Here is a 21,536-nt window from a genome sequence, read left to right on the forward strand (position 1 = left end):
TATATCGCGAAATTGGACGCCGTACTGATTGGGATGTTTCACCCGTTAACTGGCCGCAAGGTCATCAGGCCGCACCCGTAGGCCTTAGCACGCCCAAGCCCCTCGGTGAGGGTCTGCCTAAACGCACCAACGTCAATGATTCGCAGGTTTCCTTCAAACTGAACTCGCCTGATGGTCACTCGATCCCGATGCCGCTCGCGGTTGGGGCGAGGATCCGCATTCGACAGATCGGAAAAACGATTGAACCGGGAATCTTCCCTCCGCGTTACGGCAATTTGTCGGAACGGGACTCCTGCAGAGTTTGCTCCGTCTAGAACCTCAAAGCCAGCATTGGAAGCTCGACCCTCAAGCCAGGCGATCTGTTGCTCGACCGTCACATGGGGTAAGACTTTCCCTCGTTTCCGACCGGAATCCTTGCCAGGAGCGATTCTCTTGACGGGATTTGCGGTTAATCTGAAAGTCCACTCTTGCCCCACCATGAGATTATCGAGGAACCTGTCATAAGAGACCGTCTTCCATGGCTCACTGGAATTTAGCCAGCCCGCTTGCTCCTGGATGTGCCGCAGATCAGGCTCCATCGAACTCACGATATAGAGCCGATGAGTTTCTCCATCGTGATCCATCCGCCACAATGGGCGCCCATCGTTCTCCCCGAAGGCATCAGGAGGAAACGAAGCCATTACCGCGGCATGCATCGCCTGGGGATTCCCAAGTAGCTTTCGGCCAGTCCGCAAAGCTGGATTCAAAAGCATCGATGAAAAGTACGTCATACGCTAGTCACCGCCTCGAAAAACGGGTCGATCCGTTCACTCCCATCAGAATTCTCGAGCACCACCGGCACTGCGTTCACAACACGACGCCAGGCGTATTGACGAGACTCTGGCGAGAAACTCACTGGAATATCGCGAATGGAATCGCCGGCCTCGCCGCCTTTCGCATCGCGAATGATGGGGAGCCTCACCGTTTTTCCTCTTTTTTTCCTACACCATTTAGCGGCATGCCACGGCTCTGCACGTAAGGCCTCCTCAACATCTCCATCACGCATTCCAAGAACTAAATCCGGGTTCGCGGGGCACGACCGGCGACCAAGGTAGAGCGGGAATTTCGGGGAACGCAAGGATTTTTCCAAGTCCTCAAGAATCGACTGCGGACCGGAAATGGCCGCCAAGAAAATCGCGTCAGCCAAATACAATCGGGTAGAAAGGCTTCCGGGCGGACCTTTGCGCCAATCAATTTCCGTTTGGAAGTCGCGTTCCAACGTGCCTTGTTGATCAATTCGCACTCCGAACTGAAGACCTGCCAGATCGGCGATCGGGTCGGTTCTATAGCGTCCTTCGGAAGCGGCAAGTAGCCCGATTACTCCCGACTTCGTGGGGATCTGATCCGTTGACCGCTTGGTGAACCGTGAATCGCTCCCCCACGATTGAAGGGGCGCACTCATCTTGAGCACCAGAGACTGCACCATTAGTTCTCACCCATGTCCCGGAACTCTGATAGCTGCTCGGCGAGTGTGCTTTCCAATTGCTCAAGCAGTTCCTTACGGGTAACAACGCTACCCAGGGCAGTCGCCTCATCCACAAGCGAATGCGGCGCGATGACCAAGGTTTCCAACGCAGGCGAATCGTACATTTCCTCGAGTGAGCTCGCCTCCTCCACTAACTTCTTGGCAGCCTCCGCGCGCACCCCATGACCGCTAGCCGTTACCGGCTCCTCGAAGGCATTTACCCAAGAAACGGGGCGATCCTTACGAACCGCAACAACTACGAGATCCGGAAGAGTACGGTTTGCAAACGTGTTCTGCTTACCAGTGGGCATCGATGCAATGAAGGAGCGCACAAAAGCTACTGTTGCTTCAACTGCAGCGGCCTTAGTCCCGAGATTCTCAGCAAGATGCTCGAGGTCCACCGTGGCATACCGATAGAGAGTGGATGCCATCATCTCGACGGTACCAATCATGCCCGCTCCGGTTTCTTCGGATTCCTTTGCCACATCATCCACAGCGGTGAAGTAATCGAACTCGGGGGTAGCGGCGCTCACCCCGATTGCGTGCGCAACCTGTACACTCGCGTCGACGTTGAAATCAGGGGCATCCGCAACCATGCGCCCGAACATAGCTAGATCGACTGAATGTTCAGTATCGAGTAGCTTTTGAGCGTCTTTCTTCGCTACCTTCCCTTCCTCGTTTTGGAGAACAAAATCCGCAACATTCTCAATTTGCCGACGAGAAATAAAGAAGAGGTAGCTGGTCTCGGGGCTGGCCTCAACATCCGTTTGATCTTTCTTCGGTTTTGGAGTGGTTAGTTTGAAGCCACCTTTGGTGAAAACTTCGGCGACTGCCGAACGCGCATCCTCGATCAACCATTCCGGATTCTTTTCAACCACCTGCCGTGCAATAACGTCAACGGCACGCTTCGTACGAACTCCAAGCTTCGAGCGATCCAAATAGGATTCAAAATCCATCCGAATCGCGTGCTTCCACGCCTGGGAAGATACCCTCTGGCGCGGCACACCTCCGAACGTCGCCGTCTTTGGCGAACCCGTATCGTCGCGGTTGATGTTTGAGGGCGGAAGGGTGTGCAACGCATGCACGTCAATGAATGTACTCATTAGAGTCTCCTCATCTTTCTACTTAAAATCTTTTTGTTGTTCAACTTTGTTATCGCGGCGCTGGACTAAATATCCGCGCGCAAATTCTCGACCCCACCGGAGCAAGATCCCCGAGCGATATTGGGGGCTCTGCAATCGTGCTAGATCGTTCGCTAGCTGGCCGTAATCAAAGGCGGTATCGAATCCCAACTTCTGTTGGCTCGCCAGTAGCGGTATCAAGGTTCGAAGGTGGTAAAGCATTGCTTCAAATGTGCTGGCGGTCAGCAGAGCATCAAACCTTGGTTTGATCGATTTACTCTCGGATCTCTGGGCGAACTCGCCCATGACCTCGGCGAATGCTCGATGGTCTTTGTGCATATTAGAATTTTGCGACTGTTGGTGGAGTGCGTAGAGCGTTATTGCGGCGAATGCGCCCGACTCCGATCGTGAAGGAGAATTTCCACGGCCCAGGAGACGCTCGGGAAACTCTGGTAGAACCTGCTCAAAGAGCTCACTCCAGGCCATGAGGTCATCTTCAGGGCGCTTCCCCGCCGCACGCCGCAACCTACTAAGTGCGGCTCGCGCGTGCGGAGAGCTCTCCCCCGCAAATCCGCGATAGAGCCTATGAATCGCTCCTGCCACGATTCTTGCCAGTAACGACCGCCGGTCTTCCCACGATCCTGATTCCCCGTTCGGATTGTCTTCGTGCTTTCCGTCAGCGCGAGAGACGCCGTCAATCGACTCCATCTTCATCCTCCACTCCCTTCCTTGAATCGTCCGTATCGACTTCAACAGCGGGAAGAGCTATCTTTAGCTTCTTCCGTAGAGACTGTTCTGCCCGAGCCGCCGAAAGTAGCCGACCATCGGTATCAGTTCGCCCAATAATTGCTCGATATCCAGCACCGGCGACGAGCCGGGCTGCCGCTTCCAAAACCGCTCGTTCAACTTCAGCAAACCAACGATTTCGCATGAGAGAGAGATTGACACCAGGCACCATTGCCATCAGCCAGTCCTTGTAGCGCTCGGTCATCTCTGAGAGGAGCGCATCCGTCGCCACCGTGTCGAATTCGAATTCGCCGCCAGCCGCTTGAGCGAGTTGCCCCGAAAACACCCCTAGCGCACTTGCCGCGTCAACAGTTGCGTTTGCGGCAATAACGATTTCTCGAGCGAGCCCCTCGTTTCCGTTGAGGAAAACCCCGAGATACAGAGGAAGGGATTCGCTGATGGAATCGACCACAATCGCATCTTGCGTGCCGTAAACGAGTCCGACTAGATCGACCGAGATTCTCCTACCTTCTAGGTCTCTTTTATCAAGCTCGTTATACCAGGCCACGGTCATCGGATTATTGCGTGAACCCTCACCCGGACCCGCGACGGCGAGGAGGGGTTCCACCGAGCGCCACAGGGTTCGAGTTTCTGCGTGACGTCGCGGATAAGACACGGGCTTGCCCTGTTTTTTCGTTTGCGCAGCAGATTCTCGATAGGCTGTCATAGGATCGGCAAGCTGATTCTCCGAGGCAATCCGGTCTCCATTCGAGATGAGAACGCCGGTAATCTTTCCCGCATCTTCGTAAAGCCGAACTCTGCGAATTTGCCAAGTTAGCAGATCGCATGGCCCATCAGCCTGCTCAATGCCGCGCGGAGCCGCAGTTGCCGGTTCACGCTCCCACACGGGCAGATCGCCTCGAGTATCCTCGAAAACCACGCTTGGGTTCGTGTTGAGAATGAGCGTCTCCGCCAAGGTTTCGCCGGAGAGCACCGTGCCGCCGGTTCGGCCGCACCATCCCGTGCCGATCGGATACCCTTTGCCACCCTTCACTCTGGGATCCCCCACGGCACCGGACTTAATTCCGGAAAAGTCCCAGGACTGAAGGTTAACAAGCCACCTCGCGGCTTCGGCAAGGGTGAGCGATTCACGCTGGCTACCCGCGCGCATTGTGAAGTGATCGGAATTCGCCTCGGGCACGAGCGCCATCAGTTCGCTCGTTTTCCCGCTGGCGGTATGCAGATCAGACACCTGCATAAACGGCTCCGACGGCGAGAGCAAATCAAAGCGGTGATGCCATTTATCGAGGTAATCACCAATCAAATTTGATCTCAACCAGCCCGAGTTCTCGAACTGAGAGACCCACCAATCTTCAAAACTGCCTCGTGGATCCTCAATGGCTGAATCGCTGGCGAACGCTCGCCAGACGATCACGAGTAGGACGCGAAGCACGGCGTAATCTTGATTGGGACTATCGCCCGATATTCGAGCGATTTCGTCTGCACGCTCAAAGAGTTCACGCAACGAAAGTGCTTCGGTTTCTCCCCCCGCGAGTTCGCAAACTACCCACGGCTCATCGACCAGATTAAAGGTTTTACGATCGGTCATTTCCTCCTCCTTTCTTATCTGTTGTCTTGGACAATTCTTTTCTACCTCCCTACTCCGACACGGTTTTTTTCGAAGCCCTCCATTGCTCGGCGGATTCGTCGATTAGTCCGAGTTCACGGTCATACCGAACCACACGGCCCGCAATCGTGGCGCGGAAGTTTTCATCGAGAAGTAACTGGAGCTGATCGCTGAGTATGGGTGTGCGGGCCCACCCCTCATCTGTCGATCGCTCCAATTCGTTCAACGCGTCCTCAAATAGTCCCCTCTTCGGGTTGGAAAACGCATAAGGTAGACGAACTGTGGACGTTGCCAGATCCCGGGCCACGTTCCAGGAAACCTCCATCCCTTCGCTGAGCACCTCATCCTCGTAACCATCACCAACCCAAGGCAATGGCCGATACCCTCCAGGAACCCGTTGCGTGACGATAACTTCTAGCGTGGGGTCGACGTCGCGGACCTGGGCTAGGCCCTGCGCCTCGCTCACCGCATTCTTCTCAACGTCACGATCCTGCTGATCCCACAACGCCGTGAAGTTCCCATCCCTAAATGGCACAGAGAATTGGAATCTACAGGCCTTCTTCCGCGCCGCGGCTCGCCTGTTCTCCATTTCCTCGCAAGCCTGCGCAAAGTCGCCTACCCAATTAGTGGGAATCCCACTCTGGTCGTCATAAACCGCATGGACCAGACTCGGAATTTCCGTAGGAATTACCAGTGACCGTCGCTCAGCTAAATAAGGAAGGAGTTGCGCGCACGTTCCTAGTAGCACGGCGCGTTCGTAAATGAGTTCCTGGCTCTCTTCAAAAACAGGCAGATGCAATTCGTCGAATTCTGCATTAAGCCCGCGGATTGTAAGCGTCGGAACCTTTCCCCACGCTGGGCGTTCCTCCGCATCCCGACGGTGTCGAAATACCCGCCCGAGCCGCTGAAGCAGGAGGTCAATAGGGGCGATATCAGAAATAATCCCATCGAAGTCGACGTCGAGCGACTGTTCAACGACTTGGGTTGCGACAACGATGCGCCGCCGCGGCCGCCCGTCCCCAGCGTGCGCATCGGGCCCCAGTTCGCGTGATAACTCTTCTTCCGCAACAACGCGGTCAGAAGAAATGAAGCGCGCATGGAGTAGCCGCGCATCCGCACCGACCAACTCTTTCGCAACTGTATATGCGTCCTGCGCGCGGCTAACGGTATTGCAGAGCACAAGCAAACATCCCCCGGCCTCTGCCACGGGACGCATCTGTTGGCGTAAATCGTCTAACTCGTCCGGAATAACCTCAAGCGAATACGCAATTTCTCTGCTCTGCGCAGGCACATCAACAACCGATACTCCCCCGGTATCCGCGACGGTAATCGCCGGATACGCACTACCCGAAGGCGGCACCGAGTTATCGTCGCCAGCGCGGTCGCCCCGGAGTAGGCCTTCCTGGTAAGCCCCAAGAAGCACCCCTTTTATAGCCTGGGGAAGCGTTGCAGAGAGTAGAATGACCGGAACTCCGTAATAACCTAACCACGTGAGGGTGCGCGCCATATAGGCCGTCATATACGCATCGTAAGCGTGAGTTTCGTCGACGACGACGACTTTCCCGGCCAATCCGAGATGGCGAAGCATTGCGTGCTTCGACTGGAGAGCAAGCATCAATATCTGATCCACCGTCGAGACTACGATGCTGGACAGCATTCCCTTCTTGCGGCCCCTCATCCAGTCATCAACCACCGCCGTCGACCGCTTTTGCGCATCAGCACCCGTGCCGACGCTACGACCCTTGCTGTCTGTATTATCAAACAACTGCGTGGCGGAATTCTTAGGAGTTTGGACATATTCCCGGTTGAGTTGATTCTTTGAATGCCCCAGATACATGGAGAGAACCTGGCCGCCACCCGAGAGCTCTGCCCAGTCACGTACGCGCTTGAAAAGCGAGTCGCTAGTCGCCATTGTCGGCGCAGCGAAAATAATCCCAGTCTGACCATTCTTCTGCGCAAGTATTTCCGCCGCCATAAGAGCGGCTTCCGTCTTTCCCTGCCCCATGGGTGCCTCGATACAGAGAAGTCCGGGCCCCTCCATACGCCTGGCTACCTCGAAAACTTGCTCTTGAACGGCGAAGGGAACGCGATCGTCCGCCCACCCAAACCGGGCTGCGTAGCTGGAAGACGCCTCTCCTTCGAAAGTACCCGGGCGCCACGGAGCCGCTAGATGTGCACGCGACATCCCCACCTGAAATCGTTCCTCGATATCAGCGGTCGGACTCGAGACGAGTGGGAAATAGTCGACATTGGACGCGATCCAATCCGCCATAATTACGATCCCCGTGGCAATCATCCGCACCCGGTAAGTAATTCGCTTGCCCACGCAAATAAGCTGGTCCAGAATCCTCTCCGCTTTGAGACGATGCGTAAGCGTAGAAACCAACTCGTGTTGAACATCGGCCCAGGCGCTTTCTTGCCGATCGCAGATGTCACTTTTTGCGTTAGTAATCTTCTGCGAAAAAGCCGGTAAACCATGATGCGCTCCTGAGACCTCAGCGATGCCGCGAATTACCGCCCGTTTCGCCCGCGTATCTCCGAAGGCGTTCTCGAGATAACGGGTAATTATCACCTGACTGGCGGCCGAATGCGGATACCAGTCGTCCTTGGTATACGCGCGGCCCAGCGGCAGTCCCGCATCCCGAACTCGTTGCGCATAGTTCCCAAACTCCGGGCCTCGCTTCTCCAATTGCGACTGGAATGCCTTGGTGGCCTTTCCAACGTCGTGCGTTCCCGCCAACCATCTGATGAAATCGCGCGTTTCCGCGGGTGAAAATCCTAGATCGGAGGCAAGACCATTCTTCAGGTTCGGCCAGACCCACGTATCCCACAACCCTCCCGCGACATAGGCAGAGTCCATGAGATGCTCCGGCAGAGTCATGTACTCGGCCTCCGGGAACTCCTTACTGGTCTTGGCCCATAACGCAATTGCCTGCCGCGACCACGTGGTATTCGATTTTTCCGTTCGAGAATTCTCCTGCATCTTTGCAACTCCCATTGACGACGACGCTAGCAGCTCATCCGAGCCCAGTCTTACGCCCTGCCCTCGTATACTAACACACCATTTCTAATATTCAACATTTATAGTCTGAACCAGCCCGCTGCCAACGGTCGATCCCCTAACCTCCGGATAAACCTCTCGGCTCCAACTAGACTTATGTTGCGGCCGTGGCGTTGGGATGAACCCATTCACCATTTAAATAATGAGTACTCCCCGCGTTAGCGGGGCTTACCGGGTCGCCTTCGTAGCCTCCCAACCACCACGGCCACCCCATGAGCCGACGGCCTAAATTCCTTTTCCCACTTAAATTGCTCGCGGAGCGCAGTTTTCGACCACGGCCCGCATTTTCCGCCTTTCCTTAACTCATCTTTCCTACGCTCACATCATGCAATATCCCTCCGACACGAAAACCATGTCGGAGGGTGCCGCTAGCCTAGAGACATGGCATTACCGCAGTTGAACGTCGCGCTGGATCGTCTCGAGGATGAATATGGATTCAACCCTCCGGACGATGCCGTCTATGAAGCCTTCAAGAACTGGGCGGAGGGTACCGGTCGCCCGCTCTACCCCCACCAGGAGGAAGCTCTGCTGGCGTGCCTGGAGGGAAGCCACATGATTGTTTCCACGCCTACCGGCTCGGGGAAATCCATGATCGCCCTCATTGCGATTTTTTACGCGCTGGCGCACGGGCAGACGGCGTTCTATACCGCCCCGCTCAAGGCCCTTGTCTCGGAGAAGTTTTTCGAGCTCATTGATGCTTTTGGAGCGGACAACGTGGGCATGATGACGGGCGACTCCACGATCAATCGCGAAGCGCCGGTAGTGTGCGCGACGGCGGAGATCGTGGCCAATATTGCCCTGCGCGAGGGAAGCGACGCGCAGATCGATGCCCTGGTGCAAGACGAATTCCACTATTACGGCGATCCGCAGCGCGGCTGGGCCTGGCAGGTTCCCCTCCTTGAACTCCCCCAGACCCGTCAGGTTTTGCTTTCCGCAACCCTCGGGGATACCACTCGGATCGAAGAGGACCTCGAGAAACGCACCGGGCGGCACGTGGAGCTTATTTCGAATGCCGAGCGCCCCGTTCCCCTGCAGTTTGAATACTCCTACGAAGCTACCAATGAGCTGGTCAAAGAACTCGTGGAAACGCATCGTGCGCCGGTCTACATCGTCCATTTCTCCCAGCGCGAGGCGGTAGAAACCGCCACCAGTTTCCAGTCCATGGCACTGATTTCCAAGGAACAGAAGGAGGCGATTCGCGAGGCGATTGGGAACTTCAAGTTCTCCCCGGGCTTCGGGCAAATTCTCTCCAAGCTCCTACGTCAGGGAATAGGAGTTCACCACGCCGGCCTTTTGCCGCGTTATCGCCGCCTGGTTGAACGCCTGGCTCAGGGCGGATATCTGCCGGTTATTTCCGGCACGGACACTCTCGGCGTGGGAATTAACGTTCCCATCCGCACTGTTTTGATGACAGGTTTAGCGAAATATGACGGAAGCCGCTCGCGCCAGCTCAAGGCTCGCGAATTCCATCAGATTGCCGGGCGGGCTGGCCGGGCCGGATTTGATACGAAGGGCGACGTCGTCGTCCAGGCACCCGAATACGAAATTGAGAACGCGCGGGCGCTGGCGAAGGCCGGGGACGACCCAAAGAAACTCAAGAAGGTACAGAAGAAGAAGCCACCCGAGGGGCAGGTGCTGTGGTCGGAAAAGACTTTTGATTACATCAAGACCGCCCAGCCCGAACGTCTGGAGTCGCAGATGCGGGTGAGCCATTCACTGATTCTCAATATGTTGCAGCGTCGCGGGGATGCGGTGGCACAGATTCACCATTTGCTCACGCACAATCACGAACCGCAGCGCGAGTCCAATCCGCTTTTGCGTCAGGCGATTCAGATTTATAACACGCTGCATCGCGCGGGCGTGCTCGTTCACCACAGCCCGCAGTGGCAGGCCGAGCATCCCGGGGAATCCGCGGTGGGGTTCGCGCGGGAAGTGCCGGAGGATTTTGCACTCAATTCGCCGCTAGCGCCCTTCGCCCTGGCGGCGCTCGATTTGCTGGATAAGGATGCCGAAAGCTACCCGCTCGATGTTATTTCGGTGATCGAAGCCGTACAGGAAAACCCGCGGCAAGTGCTCATCGCGCAGGAAAAACGCGCCCGCGGGGAGGCTATTGGGCGGATGAAGGCGGCCGGCATCCCCTACGAGGAACGCATGAATGAGGCCGACAAGATCACCTGGCCCCAGCCGCTGGGCGAGGAGTTGCGCGCGGCGCTCGCAACTTACGCTCAGACGAATCCTTGGGTGGCCGACTACGATCTGACGCCGAAATCAATCGTGCGGGAAATGATTGAGAATGTGCAGACGTTCTCCGAGTTTGTGAGCGGATACGACCTCGCCCGGTCAGAGGGCGTCCTGTTGCGCTACCTCACGGATACGTATAAGGCCTTGCGCCAAACCGTGCCGCTCGAAGCACGGACCGATGAGCTGGAGGAAATGATTTCCTGGCTCGGCGAATTGGTGCGCTCGGTGGACTCCTCGCTTCTCGATGAGTGGGAGGCGTTGCGCGATGGCACGCTTACCTCCGCGGAGCTCACGAATCTTGAATCCGACCCCGAGGGTGGTTCGCGAGAGCGGGCTTTCGGCGCGGACGAGGACGGAAACGTGGCGTTTTCGCGTAATAAATACGCCTTCCGCCGCTCGATTCGCAACGAACTTTTCCGGCTGGTGGAGGCGGTGGCGAATGAGGACCTCGATACGCTTGATGACCTCGGCCGCGCACCCCTGTGGGAGGGGGGTGAGTTCTGGGGCGGCGACGAGTGGATGGATGCCACCGACGCCTTCTTCGACGATTACGAGTCGATTCTGACGGATACCGACGCCCGCTCGAGCAGATTCGTGGAGATCAACGAGAAACCCGAGGTGGTTGACCTGGTGGATGCCGGGGTACCCGAGGCCGCAGCTGAAAGGTTCGCCGGCGGCGGTTGGTGGCTCACCCGGCAAACTTTCGACGATGGCGTTGGCGATAACGCCTGGGGATTTTGGGCGCTCATTGACCTCGCGGAATCGGACGAACTGGGCCGAGCCGCCTTGCGAGTGGTCAACGTAGGGCCGCTCGCTGGCTAGAGGATCGACACCACGGGCGCGGCTGCGACCAAAGCCCTGAGAGCCGAGGACTACTAAGATAGGCAACCATGCGCACTGAATTTAGTACCGAACCCGCTACCCCGGCCGAAATTCCGGGGCGAATTGCCCGCGTGGTCGAAGCGTTGCGGGAGGCAGAAACGAAGGCCGGGCGCTCAATGGGCGAAACGCGCCTACAACTGGCGGTGAAGTATCAGCCGGTCGAAAAGATCCGGGCGGCACTCGATTATGGTGCGCGATTCATGGGGCACAACATTATCCAGCAACTGGAGGATATCGAGCCACAACTGCGCGATGTTCAGCCGCATTGGACCCACGTGATTGGCCATGTGCAGTCCAATAAAGCAGGCAAAGCCCTGGCCTTCGCCAACTGCATCGAGACGCTGGATTCCCTGAAACTTGCTCGCCGCCTCGATCGCCTCCAGGGCGAGCGGATCGCGGCCGGAGAGGCCAGCGCGCCGTTCGAGGTGTATCTGCAGGTCAATTCTTCCGGCGCCGATTCTCAGTTCGGCCTTGAGCCCGGGCGCGCTAAAGAACTCGCCTACCAGGTGAGCGAGCTGGGGAACCTCAAAATCGGCGGACTGATGACGATTGGCGCCCACACGGATGACGTCTCCGAAATCGCCGCCTCGTTCGCCTGCACCCGCGATTTGCGCGATTCCCTTGCCGCGGATATCCCCACCTGCACCGAGCTTTCCATGGGCATGACCCATGACCTCGAAATCGCCGTGGCCGAAGGGTCCACCATCGTGCGCGTCGGCACCGCCGTTTTCGGCCCGCGCCCGGCGGCGTAGATTTTTCTCTAGCCGGCAGGATTTCCACAACTCAGAACGGCAGAAGCGGGCGTCCGCAGGGATCCGGCTCGCGGCTGGGGTGGTGACAGATGGGCGGTAGATACGGGAAATACCCGTGGAACCAAGGCTCGGATGAAGAGAACTCATACTCGGGCTCGATATCGCCTTTTTCGGTTGCGTGTTTGCTATGATCCCCAAGATTCTCGCGGAAGGACTGATCCGGATGGATTACCCGGAGAGAGCAAATGCCCTGGAATGGGCGGAATTCGGGATCACCTTCCAGATCGCAATGCTGGCTCTGTCCGTGATCTTGGTTATTACCTTCGCATCGGCCTTCTTCATTCCGCACTGGACGACACAAGCAAACCGCGACATTCAGGCCAACCGAGACGATTAGTAAAATAGTTAGCGCCTGCCACGCATGAATGCGGGGCGCGCGAAGCCCTCAAAACCCACGTGCGGGTGAAGGCATTTTCGCCCCACGAGCAAGCGCGAAAACGCGCCCACGCAAAGCGCGGGCGAAGGCCTTCCCCGCCCGCGCCCGCGCTTCCCGCGCTTCGCCAGACTCCTAGCCGATGCGGTAGAGCCAGCCGAATTCGTCGTCGACCTTACCGGCCTGGATTCCGGTGAGCTCGTCGTAAACGCTCTGCGAGACCTCGTGGGTGGGCAACTCGACCTTGAAGTCGGCGCCGGTCAGGGAACCCACCGCCGTCACCACAGCCGCGGTTCCGCAAGCGAACATCTCGCTCACCTCGCCGGATTTAATTCCGGCAATCACGTCGGCGAGCGCTAGAGTATCCTCGGCCACGTCAACCCCGCGGCGGCGCAGAAGCTGCATAATGCACGAGCGGGTGTTCCCGGGAAGGATATTTCCGGTTAGCCGCGGCGTGCGCACGCGACCATCGGCGTACACCACGAAAACATTCATGCCGCCGAATTCGTCCAGATTCGTATTGGTCGCGGCGTCAAGGAAGAGCACCTCATCGTAGTGCTCGCGGGCGGCCGTTACCTTAGGCAAAAGCGACGCCGCATAGTTGCCGCCGGTTTTCACCGCGCCCATGCCGCCTGGGCCGGCGCGATGAAAGTCCTGCTCCACCCACACGTTGATGGGAGTAAATCCGTTTGGGAAGTAAGGGCCGGCCGGGCTGGCGATGCAGAGGTACTCGTACTTGGCCGCCGCCCGAACCCCGAGGAACGCCTCTGAGGCAAAAATATAGGGACGCAGATAGAGGGAGGCTCCCTCCTTGGCCGGCACCCAGCGCGCGTTGGCGCGCACCACGTCCACAATCGAGGCGAGAAAATCGTCAACCGGCAATTCCGGAATCGCCAAGCGGTAATTGGAGAAATTCAGCCGAGCCGCGTTGTAGGCGGGACGGAATGTCCACAGAGATCCGTCGTCGTGAACGTACGCCTTTAGGCCCTCGAAAACTTCTTGGCCGTAGTGAAGTACGGCGCCTGCCGGGTCGAGCGAAAGCGGGCCGTAGGGCACAATCTGCTTGTCGTGCCAGCCGGCGTCGGCAGTCCAGGTTGCGCGCGCCATATAGTCCGCGAAATGCACGCCAAATCCCGGCTTTTGCAGAATCTCGTCAAGTTCAGCCTGCGGGCGCGGCGCCGGATTTCCCTGCAGGGCGAAGGTTCCCGCCAGATCATCGGCCTCGGCGTGCGGGGCGTCTGCGATTTGTTCAAGTTCTTCCGGAGTGGTTGGCATAAGCATTCCTTTCCTCTTCGTCCGACTGATGAGTTTCGTGGCGGAACGAAGAGTCCGCCCCTGCCGGTACTTTCGCGCTGATCATACGCGCGTGGCTTCCCGATTCTCATCTGCGACCACGTGGTGATCGACGTATTGATCGCCACGCGCCGATTCTTTGCATTCTGCCCGCCCCCGTGACCCGCGCACGTGACCCGCGGCACCGCGATTCTTTAACCGTGCGTTTACAATGGATCGTCGGTCTGCGAAGGAGTGAAATGGCCGGAGATTCGAGAGTATTTATCGTCGACGGAGCCCGGGTTCCCACCGGGAGTTTCGGCGGCTTTTACGCGGACGTTCCGAATTATCAGATGGGCGCCGGCGCCGCCGTTGAGGCGCTTCGCCGTGCGGACGTCTCCCCCGCGGACGTGGACGAGTTTGTGGTTGGTTGTGTGGGGCAAACCGGGCCTGACGCTTACGTTTCCCGCGCCATCGCGCTCACCGCTGGCGCGCCCGTGACGACGACGGCGCAGAACGTCAATCGCGTATGTGGTTCAGGACTTCAGGCTATCTGGACCGGTGCGGCTGAAATCCGGCTCGGGCAGGCAAACATCGTAGTTGCGGGCGGTTCTGAAAATATGACCCGGCAACCTTTTATGGATTTCGGTGCGCAGGGGCGCTACTCGCTCGGCGATCGCAAGCTCGTAAACGGCACGCAGTCCTTGATTAGCGATCCTTTCAGTGGGAAAGCGATGGGCCTCACCGCCGAGGCAGTAGCTGAAAAGTACGGCGTGAGCCGCACCGACCAGGATGCTTTTGCCGCCGAGTCACAGCGCCGCACCCAGGAAGCGCTCGCGTGCGGCGAATTTGATAAAGAGCGAGTCGCTTTCACGAAGAAAACGAGCCGCGGCGAACAGACAATTACGGATGAAGAGCATCCGCGCGCGGGGATCACGGCCGAAAAGTTGGCGCGCCTACGCCCGGTGTTCAAGGCTGATGGAACGGTGACCGCCGGGAACTCCTCCGGAGTTAACGACGGCGCTGCCATGCTGGTGCTGATGGGCGAGGAAACCGCTCGCGAGCGCGGGGCAAAACCCCTCGGAGAACTTGTTGCATTCGCGACGGTCGGCAACGAGCCGGATCTGATGGGATATGCGCCGACCTACGCAATCGCGAAGGTGCTCGAGCGGGCGAATCTCACCTTGGCTGATATTGGCTGGGTGGAGCTCAATGAGGCTTTTGCTGCCCAGGCGGTGGCGGTTATCCGCGATGCCGGCCTGGACCCGGAACGCACCAATCCGCTCGGTGGGGCAATTGCGCTCGGCCACCCGGTGGGCGCCTCGGGAGCGATTATTAGTTTGCGGGCGCTAAAGAACCAGCAGGAAAAGGGCATCGAGCACTCTCTGGTTACCCTGTGCATTGGTGGCGGCCAAGCAATTGCCGCGATTTTCCGGGCGATCTAACGTCCTAATTCGAGGACTAAGCGAAAAATTCAGGTGGCCCGCGCGATTAGACGCGCGGGCCACCTTTTATGCATTTTCTCGCTCCAGCGAGCCTTTCGGCGCCTCAGCCGTCCCGAGGGTCAAACCCCCTCGGGCGCCTAGCTCCGCAGGTCGCTAGATTATTAGCGCCTTAGCCCTGCGTAGGGGTCGCCGAGGCATCGGCCGCGCCCCCATTCGCGGGAGCGCTCGGGCTCGCGCCGCCCGCGCCCCGGGAAGCCTGCCAGGTACCGGCCTCGATCTCGTCAAGAATCTTGCCGAGCTTGCCCTCCGAGTAGTCCTCAAGCTGCATATCGTCGATCATCACCGTCGGTACGTACTTGAAGCCATCGTCGAGGAAGCGCTGGCGGAGCTGCTCGAGCAGGGACCGGTAGGGGTTTGCCTCAATATCAGCGCGGAGCTTTGCAACATCATCTTGCGTCAGGCCCACCGCGCCGGCGAGTTCGTAAACCCGTGACATCGCGGGCTCCACGCGCTCCTCATGCGAAACCGGCTCACCGTCACGGGTGGTTACCGGGCCCGCAATATCCGCGTAAAGGCGCGAATGGAACTCCTTGTACTTATCCGGGTGATTGGCCGCGAACCACACCTCCGCTTGCAGGGACAGCGGCGAGAATTGCGTCTCCGCGAAGCGCAAATTCGGCTGGTTGACCAGTGTAATCTTGCCGCTTTGCGCCATGGATTCGAGGCGCTTGCCGTACTCCTGCTCGAGCAGGTTGCAGTAGGGGCAGAACGGATCGGAGTAGATCGTCACGACCGGTGCGCCATCGTTCTTCGTTCCCGCCACGAGGTTCTGACCGAGCGAAATCCCGCCGTACTCATCCATATTCGTGGGCATCTCCACCCCCGCCAACGGGGTGCGCTGCACCGGAATCAGGACCGGTTCGGTGGAGGTCGGTTCCTCGCTAGGGGTTGCCGACGCCGTAGCACTCGGGCTCGTTTGCGTCCCGCTGTTGCTGGCGCCCGCCGTGCTGGTATCCGAGCATCCGGCCAGGCTCAACGCCAAACCGAAAGCTCCCAATGTCGCAACCAATTTTGAAATCTTCACAGGTTTGCCCTTCCTTTGTGGACCGTGCCCGATTCCCTCCGGGCAACGCCCAAAGCCGGCGTTTTTAGCTATTTCTGGATTATAGAACCCAAGACAGACTAGATGATTCTAGCGGGCCGCGTGACCTTCCTCGTAGTCGTCATCCACGCGCGTATTCCAGGCGAAAAGCGAGCGGATATCCTGCCCGGTCTTCTCAATTGGCGCGGCCTCGTGATCGGCGCGCATCTTCTGAAACTCGGGCGCGCCCGCCTTCTGGTCGTCAATGAATCGCTGCGCGAACTTACCGTTTTGGATATCCTCCAAGATCGCCTTCATGCCGGCCTTCGCCTCCGCGCCAATGACCCGCGGACCAGAAACGTAATCCCCGTACTCGGCGGTATCGGAAATCGACCACCGCATCTTGGAAAGCCCGCCTTCGTAGATAAGGTCCACGATGAGCTTCATCTCGTGGCAGACCTCAAAGTACGCCATTTCCGGCTGGTATCCGGCTTCAACCAGGGTCTCGAATCCCGCCGAAATGAGCGAGGTGAGCCCGCCGCATAGCACCGCTTGCTCCCCGAACAGATCCGTTTCGGTTTCTTCCCGGAAGGTGGTCTTAATAGCCCCGGCGCGCGTTCCGCCAATCGCCGCCGCGTAGGAAAGACCGAGCTCCCACGCCTCGCCAGAAGCATCCTGCTCCACGCAGACGAGCACCGGAACTCCGCGCCCCGCCTCATATTCGCGCCGCACGGTGTGGCCCGGCCCCTTGGGCGCAACCATCAGAACGTCGTGCCCGGCCGCGGGCTTGATGAAGCCATAGTGAATATTGAATCCATGCGCGAAGAAAATCGCGGCATCTTCGCGGATATTCGGCTCAATATCCTCCGTCCAAATCTTTTGCTGATGCTGATCGGGGGCGAGGATCATCACCGCGTCGGCGTCCTTGACCGCCTCCGCCACCGGCTTGACTTCCAGGCCCTGCTCCTCGGCGCGCTCAATAGATTTCGAGCCTTCGCGTAGTCCGACGACGACGTCCACCCCGGAATCCCGCAAATTCAGAGCGTGAGCGTGACCCTGCGAACCGTAGCCAACAATCGCTACCCGCTTGGACTGGATGATCGACATATCTGCGTCGTCGTCGTGATAGATCTCTGCCATTTTTTCTCCTTGAATTCTCGGCACGGCGCCTTTCGGCCGGCCAAATCTATTTCTTCAACTGCAATTCTTGCGTAACCCGCTCGGAAAGTGACTTCGCGCCGCGCTGAAGCCCCACGGTTCCCGACTGCACGATTTCCTTGACCCCGTAGGGCGCGAGGGCCACGAGCAGGGCTTCTATTTTTGCGTCCGAACCGGTCGCCTCGATAATCACGGCGTCGGGCACCATATCCACCACGTGCAGGCGGTAGAGGTCGACCACCTGGAGCACATTGGTGCGGTTGGCGTCGCTAGCGGCGACCTTAATCAACATGAGCTTGCGTTGAACCGAGAGCTCGGACTCGAGCTCCACGATTTTCAGGACGTTCACGAGCTTATTGAGCTGCTTGGTGATTTGCTCAAGCGGCGCCTCATCGCCTTCCACCACCAACGTCATTCGCGAAATTGCGGGATTTTCCGTCTCCCCCACCGCAAGTGACTTGATATTGAAGGCGCGCCGGGCGAAGAGCCCGGAGACTCGGGTAAGCACGCCCGGGCGGTTTTCCACCAATACTGAGAGTGCGTGGCGCATGATCTCCTCCTTTCAGGCGTGGTTTTCTTCGTCGAGTTGCGGGCGTAAATCCCGCGCGTACAAAATCTCGCTATTGGAAACGCCGGCCGCCACCATCGGCCACACCTCCGCTTCCGGAGAGGTCACGAAGTCGATGACCACCGGGCGATCGTCAATTTCCATCGCGCGGTGAATTGCGGCGTCGACCTCACCAGCTTCTTCCACGCGCCAAGCCGCGCAATCGTAGCTTTCTCCCAGCTTCACGAAATCGGGAATCCGCTTGGTATTCATTCCGGTTTCCAAATCGGTATGCGAGTAGCGCTCGCCGTAGAAAAGGCTCTGCCATTGGCGCACCATCCCCAGCGAGGAATTATTGATAATTGCCACCTTGATATTGATGCCGTTCAGGCGGCAGGTGGCGAGTTCCTGGTTGGTCATCTGGAAGGATCCGTCGCCGTCAATCACCCACACCGTGGCGCCCGGCCGCCCGACTTTCGCGCCCATTCCCGCCGGAATCCCGTATCCCATGGTGCCGGCGCCGCAGGAGGAGAGCCAACTGTGGGGCCGCTCGAGTGGGAGGAACTGCGAAGCCCACATTTGATGTTGGCCCACGCCCGTCACCCAAATCACGTCCTCCCCGCGCATGAGCTCCCCGAGCCGCTCAATCACAAACTGCGGGCTGAGCAGCCCGTCGGCCGGCTCGGCGTATCCGCTGGGATAGGTTTCGCGCATCCTGTTGAGGTAGGACCACCAGGGTGAGAGGCGCGCCCGCGCGCCGTTTCCCGACGCCGAAGCTCCCGCCTCCAATTCCGGAGCGGCCGACCACGGATGCGCAATGTTCGCCTCCTGGCCGAGCGCGCGGAGCTCAGCCACCAGCATGGGCACGGTATGCGCCAAATTACCCACAATGGGGATATCCGCAACGCGGTTCTTGGAGATTTCCGCCGGGTCAATGTCTATATGCACCACCTTCGCGCCCGGCGCGAACCCGCTCAGATCCCCGGTCACGCGGTCATCGAAACGCGCGCCAAGGGCCACGATCAAATCTGCTTTTTGCATGGCCGCGACCGCGGGAACAGTTCCATGCATCCCCGGCATTCCAAGATTTTGCGGATGCGAATCGGGGATCACCCCGCGCGCGGGAAGGGTCGTCACCACCGGCGCCCCGGAACGCTCAGCCAATTCCACCAGCTGCGCGGAGACATCCGCCCGCACGCATCCCCCGCCCACGTACAGCACCGGCCGGCGCGAAGCGGCCAGCCATTTTGCCGCTTCGCGCACCTGGCCCGAATTCGGCTTGCCCACCGGCCTATAGCCGGGAAGCTCAAACTGCGGAGGCCAACTGAAATCAATCTCCGCGTTCTGCGCGGACTTCGTAATGTCTACCAGCACCGGCCCGGGCCGGCCGGTCGAGGCAAGATGAAACGCCTCCGCGATTGCCCGCGGAATATCCTCCGCCTCGGTCACCAAGTAGGAATGCTTGACCATCGGCATCGACGAGCCCACAATATCGGCTTCCTGGAACGCGTCCGTTCCGATCGCTGCCGCCCCGACCTGCCCGGTGATCGCCACCAGCGGTACCGAATCCATCATGGCATCCAGGAGCGGCGTCACCAGATTGGTGGCCCCCGGCCCGGAGGTCGCGATCACCACGCCGACCTTCCCGGTCGCGAGCGCGTACCCCTCAGCGGCGTGCCCGCCTCCCTGTTCGTGGCGTACCAGAATATGTTTCGGTTGTTCGACGTCGTACAGCGGATCGTACGTCGGCAAAATCGCTCCGCCCGGCAGGCCGAATACAACCTCCACACCGAGTTCTTCCAGCGATCGCACGATCGCCTGCGCACCCGTCAGCCGCTCCGGCGCGCTTACCGCCGCCTCGGTGACTTGGCTTGAGGTCCGCTTCGCCATGGCTCCTCCTTCGATGTCGTTCCTTCATTCGTTGCACGTAGCTCGTGCACGTGGCAGGCGCTACGCCCCGCGCGCTTCTCCCGCAGTGCCCGCCGGCCGCCGTCCGCGCTCATAAAAAAATCCCCTCGCGTGGAGGGGAGCGCGTAGGTAAGCCGGGTGGGCACCTACGCGCTAGGTAACTACGATGACGGAAATCTTTGGCATGGCTCTGAGAATACCCGAAGATCGCTCGTTTGCGACGCAAACACCGCAACGTCTCGAATTGTGGGCACGGGGCTGTGCGCAGGTTTTCTTGCCGCCGCGGCGGGGACCTGCCCGCAGCCCGCTCTCGCCGCCCGCCGGATACCGGCCAGAACGCTTACGGCCTACCATGGCCTAGTGAAGGAAATCCAGAATGCACAGCGCAACTTCGAGAAGCATTCGCGCCTCGCGCACCAGTCGCGGGCGGTTCTGCGGCTCGGCATGATGCTCCTTTCGGCCGGGGCTTCGGCTTACCGAGTCAAGCACTCGATGCAAAAACTCGCCCTGGCCCTCGGCGTCGAGGACACTCACGCAACTGTAACGTTCACCGAAATCACCCTCACCTGCTACGCGGGCGGCACCTTCCGCACCGAGACCGCCGAGCAACGCATCATGGGGACCAATGCGGCGCGAATCGACGAGCTGGTGGGCTGGGTGGAAACCTTGCCGCCCGCCATCTTGGTGGAGGACGCGAACGAGCAAATGGATGGCTTTAGCGCCAAACCTGCCCTTTACAACCGATACCTCATGGTTCTCATTACCGGGTTTGCGTGCGCCTGCTTCTGTTTTTTGAACCACGGCGGAATTGTGGAATGCTCCGCGGTATTTTGCGCTGCCGCGGCCGGCCAATTCTTGCGCTCGGGTCTGATGAAGCGGCTCTGGAATCAATTCGGAGTGTGGTTTTTGTGCGGCTTGCTCTCGTGTTTTATTTACGTTGGTCTCGTTACGCTCGAACTTTCACTGGGGTGGATTAGCGGTGCCCATCAGGCGGGCGTCGTCTCTGCCATACTGTTCCTTATCCCCGGGTTCCCTATGGTTACCGCGCTTTTGGATCTTCTGCGCGCCGATTTTTCCGCCGGCGTCCCGCGCGGGATCTACGTTGCAATTCTGATGTTCGCGGCGGCCGCCACCGTGTGGGCGGTAACGACGATCGTTGGCTGGGGTACAACCGGCGCCGACGGCTACCACCTGGTTCCGTGGGCGCTGTTACCCGCGCGAATCACCGCCACTTTCGTCGCGAGCTTTGGCTTCGCGATGCTTTTCCAAGCCAGCCCGACGGCGTGCGCGCTAGCCGCCCTCAACGGCGCAATTATTAACCCCGCGCGCCTTACCGCTCAGGACGCGGGCGTTATGCCGGCCCTGGCCTGCTTACTCGCCGCGCTCCTCGCCGGCCTCATCGCGCACGCCATTTCCCGCCGCACCCGCCATTCGCGAGTATCGCTATCGGTGCCGTCCGTCGTCGTCATGATTCCTGGCGTCACGTTTTTCCGCGCGATTAGCAACCTCGTCAACGGCCACACTATGGAAGCCGCGGAAGCCGCCATCGGCGTGATCCTCGTGATTACCGCGATCGGGGTTGGCCTCGCCGCAGCCCGGATGCTTACCGACCGCACCTGGCGCATGGAACCGCCGCATTCCCTAGTCGGCCCGCTCGGCGATTCGCGCGCTACCCTCACCCCCGAAGTGCTTGACCACGTGCGCAAGATGAACGACGCCGCCGGAGCGGCGAACTACGAGGCCGGAGCGGAGAACGACGGCTTAGCCAAATAGCGACG

The 21,536-nt window shown here is 59.1% G+C and carries 16 protein-coding genes; 5 read left to right on the forward strand and 11 right to left on the reverse strand.

The features are described from left to right. Positions 1-38 precede the first annotated feature (38 nt). Genes cas6e through BN2664_RS01855 form a run of 6 tightly spaced genes read right to left on the reverse strand, consistent with a single transcriptional unit; the run spans position 39 to position 7,976 of the window. A complete protein-coding gene (cas6e, locus tag BN2664_RS01830; protein WP_007000518.1) occupies positions 39-770 on the reverse strand; it encodes a type I-E CRISPR-associated protein Cas6/Cse3/CasE in 732 nt (243 codons plus the stop codon). Next, positions 767-1,465 carry a type I-E CRISPR-associated protein Cas5/CasD gene (cas5e, locus tag BN2664_RS01835; protein WP_007000519.1) on the reverse strand — a complete coding sequence of 233 codons (699 nt, stop codon included), beginning with the start codon at positions 1,463-1,465 and terminating at the stop codon, positions 767-769. The genes cas6e and cas5e overlap by 4 nt, the downstream gene beginning before the upstream one ends. Further along, entirely contained in the window at positions 1,465-2,607 is a 1,143-nt protein-coding gene (gene cas7e, locus BN2664_RS01840; protein WP_007000520.1) for a type I-E CRISPR-associated protein Cas7/Cse4/CasC, read from the reverse strand. The genes cas5e and cas7e overlap by 1 nt, the downstream gene beginning before the upstream one ends. Positions 2,608-2,625: 18 nt before the next feature. After that, positions 2,626-3,339 carry a type I-E CRISPR-associated protein Cse2/CasB gene (gene casB, locus BN2664_RS01845; RefSeq protein WP_051014084.1) on the reverse strand — a complete coding sequence of 238 codons (714 nt, stop codon included), beginning with the start codon at positions 3,337-3,339 and terminating at the stop codon, positions 2,626-2,628. Then, the gene (gene casA, locus BN2664_RS01850; protein WP_007000522.1) at positions 3,320-4,960 is read right to left on the reverse strand and encodes a type I-E CRISPR-associated protein Cse1/CasA; all 1,641 of its coding nucleotides are present in this window, start codon (positions 4,958-4,960) and stop codon (positions 3,320-3,322) included. Before casA ends, casB begins: the two co-directional genes overlap by 20 nt. Before the next feature lie 49 nt (positions 4,961-5,009). Continuing rightward, positions 5,010-7,976 carry a CRISPR-associated helicase/endonuclease Cas3 gene (locus tag BN2664_RS01855; protein ID WP_058120599.1) on the reverse strand — a complete coding sequence of 989 codons (2,967 nt, stop codon included), beginning with the start codon at positions 7,974-7,976 and terminating at the stop codon, positions 5,010-5,012. Positions 7,977-8,420: 444 nt separating this feature from the next. Between BN2664_RS01855 and BN2664_RS01860 the strand changes: the two genes are divergently transcribed. The 3 genes from BN2664_RS01860 to BN2664_RS09135 all read left to right on the forward strand — a co-directional run bounded on the left by BN2664_RS01860 (position 8,421) and on the right by BN2664_RS09135 (position 12,311). Then, positions 8,421-11,102, forward strand: coding sequence for a DEAD/DEAH box helicase (locus tag BN2664_RS01860; RefSeq protein WP_007000524.1), 2,682 nt, complete (start codon positions 8,421-8,423; stop codon positions 11,100-11,102). A gap of 68 nt (positions 11,103-11,170) precedes the next feature. Then, positions 11,171-11,914 carry a YggS family pyridoxal phosphate-dependent enzyme gene (locus tag BN2664_RS01865; protein WP_007000525.1) on the forward strand — a complete coding sequence of 248 codons (744 nt, stop codon included), beginning with the start codon at positions 11,171-11,173 and terminating at the stop codon, positions 11,912-11,914. A 187-nt stretch (positions 11,915-12,101) separates the two neighbouring features. Continuing rightward, positions 12,102-12,311, forward strand: coding sequence for a hypothetical protein (locus BN2664_RS09135; RefSeq protein WP_155856436.1), 210 nt, complete (start codon positions 12,102-12,104; stop codon positions 12,309-12,311). 171 nt (positions 12,312-12,482) lie between these two features. Here BN2664_RS09135 and BN2664_RS01870 read toward each other — a convergent pair whose 3' ends face one another. Then, a complete protein-coding gene (locus tag BN2664_RS01870; protein WP_007000527.1) occupies positions 12,483-13,622 on the reverse strand; it encodes a branched-chain amino acid aminotransferase in 1,140 nt (379 codons plus the stop codon). A gap of 257 nt (positions 13,623-13,879) precedes the next feature. On the opposite strand from BN2664_RS01870, the gene BN2664_RS01875 reads away from it, so the two are divergent. Next, on the forward strand, positions 13,880-15,064 hold the full coding sequence (locus tag BN2664_RS01875; RefSeq protein ID WP_007000528.1) for a thiolase family protein: 1,185 nt from the start codon (positions 13,880-13,882) through the stop codon (positions 15,062-15,064). A 169-nt stretch (positions 15,065-15,233) separates the two neighbouring features. Here BN2664_RS01875 and BN2664_RS01880 read toward each other — a convergent pair whose 3' ends face one another. The 4 genes from BN2664_RS01880 to BN2664_RS01895 form a co-directional block, all read right to left on the reverse strand. Then, positions 15,234-16,148 (reverse strand): DsbA family protein, encoded by a 915-nt coding sequence (locus tag BN2664_RS01880; protein ID WP_007000529.1) that lies wholly within the window; start codon positions 16,146-16,148, stop codon positions 15,234-15,236. Positions 16,149-16,256: 108 nt separating this feature from the next. Further along, complete coding sequence (gene ilvC / locus BN2664_RS01885; protein WP_007000530.1) at positions 16,257-17,285, reverse strand: ketol-acid reductoisomerase; 1,029 nt, start codon at positions 17,283-17,285, stop codon at positions 16,257-16,259. Between the two features lie 46 nt (positions 17,286-17,331). Next, positions 17,332-17,853, reverse strand: coding sequence for an acetolactate synthase small subunit (ilvN, locus tag BN2664_RS01890; protein ID WP_007000531.1), 522 nt, complete (start codon positions 17,851-17,853; stop codon positions 17,332-17,334). A gap of 12 nt (positions 17,854-17,865) precedes the next feature. Continuing rightward, entirely contained in the window at positions 17,866-19,740 is a 1,875-nt protein-coding gene (locus tag BN2664_RS01895; RefSeq protein ID WP_007000532.1) for an acetolactate synthase large subunit, read from the reverse strand. 378 nt (positions 19,741-20,118) lie between these two features. Between BN2664_RS01895 and BN2664_RS01900 the strand changes: the two genes are divergently transcribed. After that, positions 20,119-21,531 carry a threonine/serine exporter family protein gene (locus tag BN2664_RS01900; RefSeq protein ID WP_231723430.1) on the forward strand — a complete coding sequence of 471 codons (1,413 nt, stop codon included), beginning with the start codon at positions 20,119-20,121 and terminating at the stop codon, positions 21,529-21,531. The last annotated feature ends 5 nt before the right edge of the window (positions 21,532-21,536 follow it).

The sequence above is a fragment of the Actinobaculum massiliense genome, from assembly GCF_001457435.1.
Lineage (GTDB): Bacteria > Actinomycetota > Actinomycetes > Actinomycetales > Actinomycetaceae > Actinobaculum > Actinobaculum massiliense.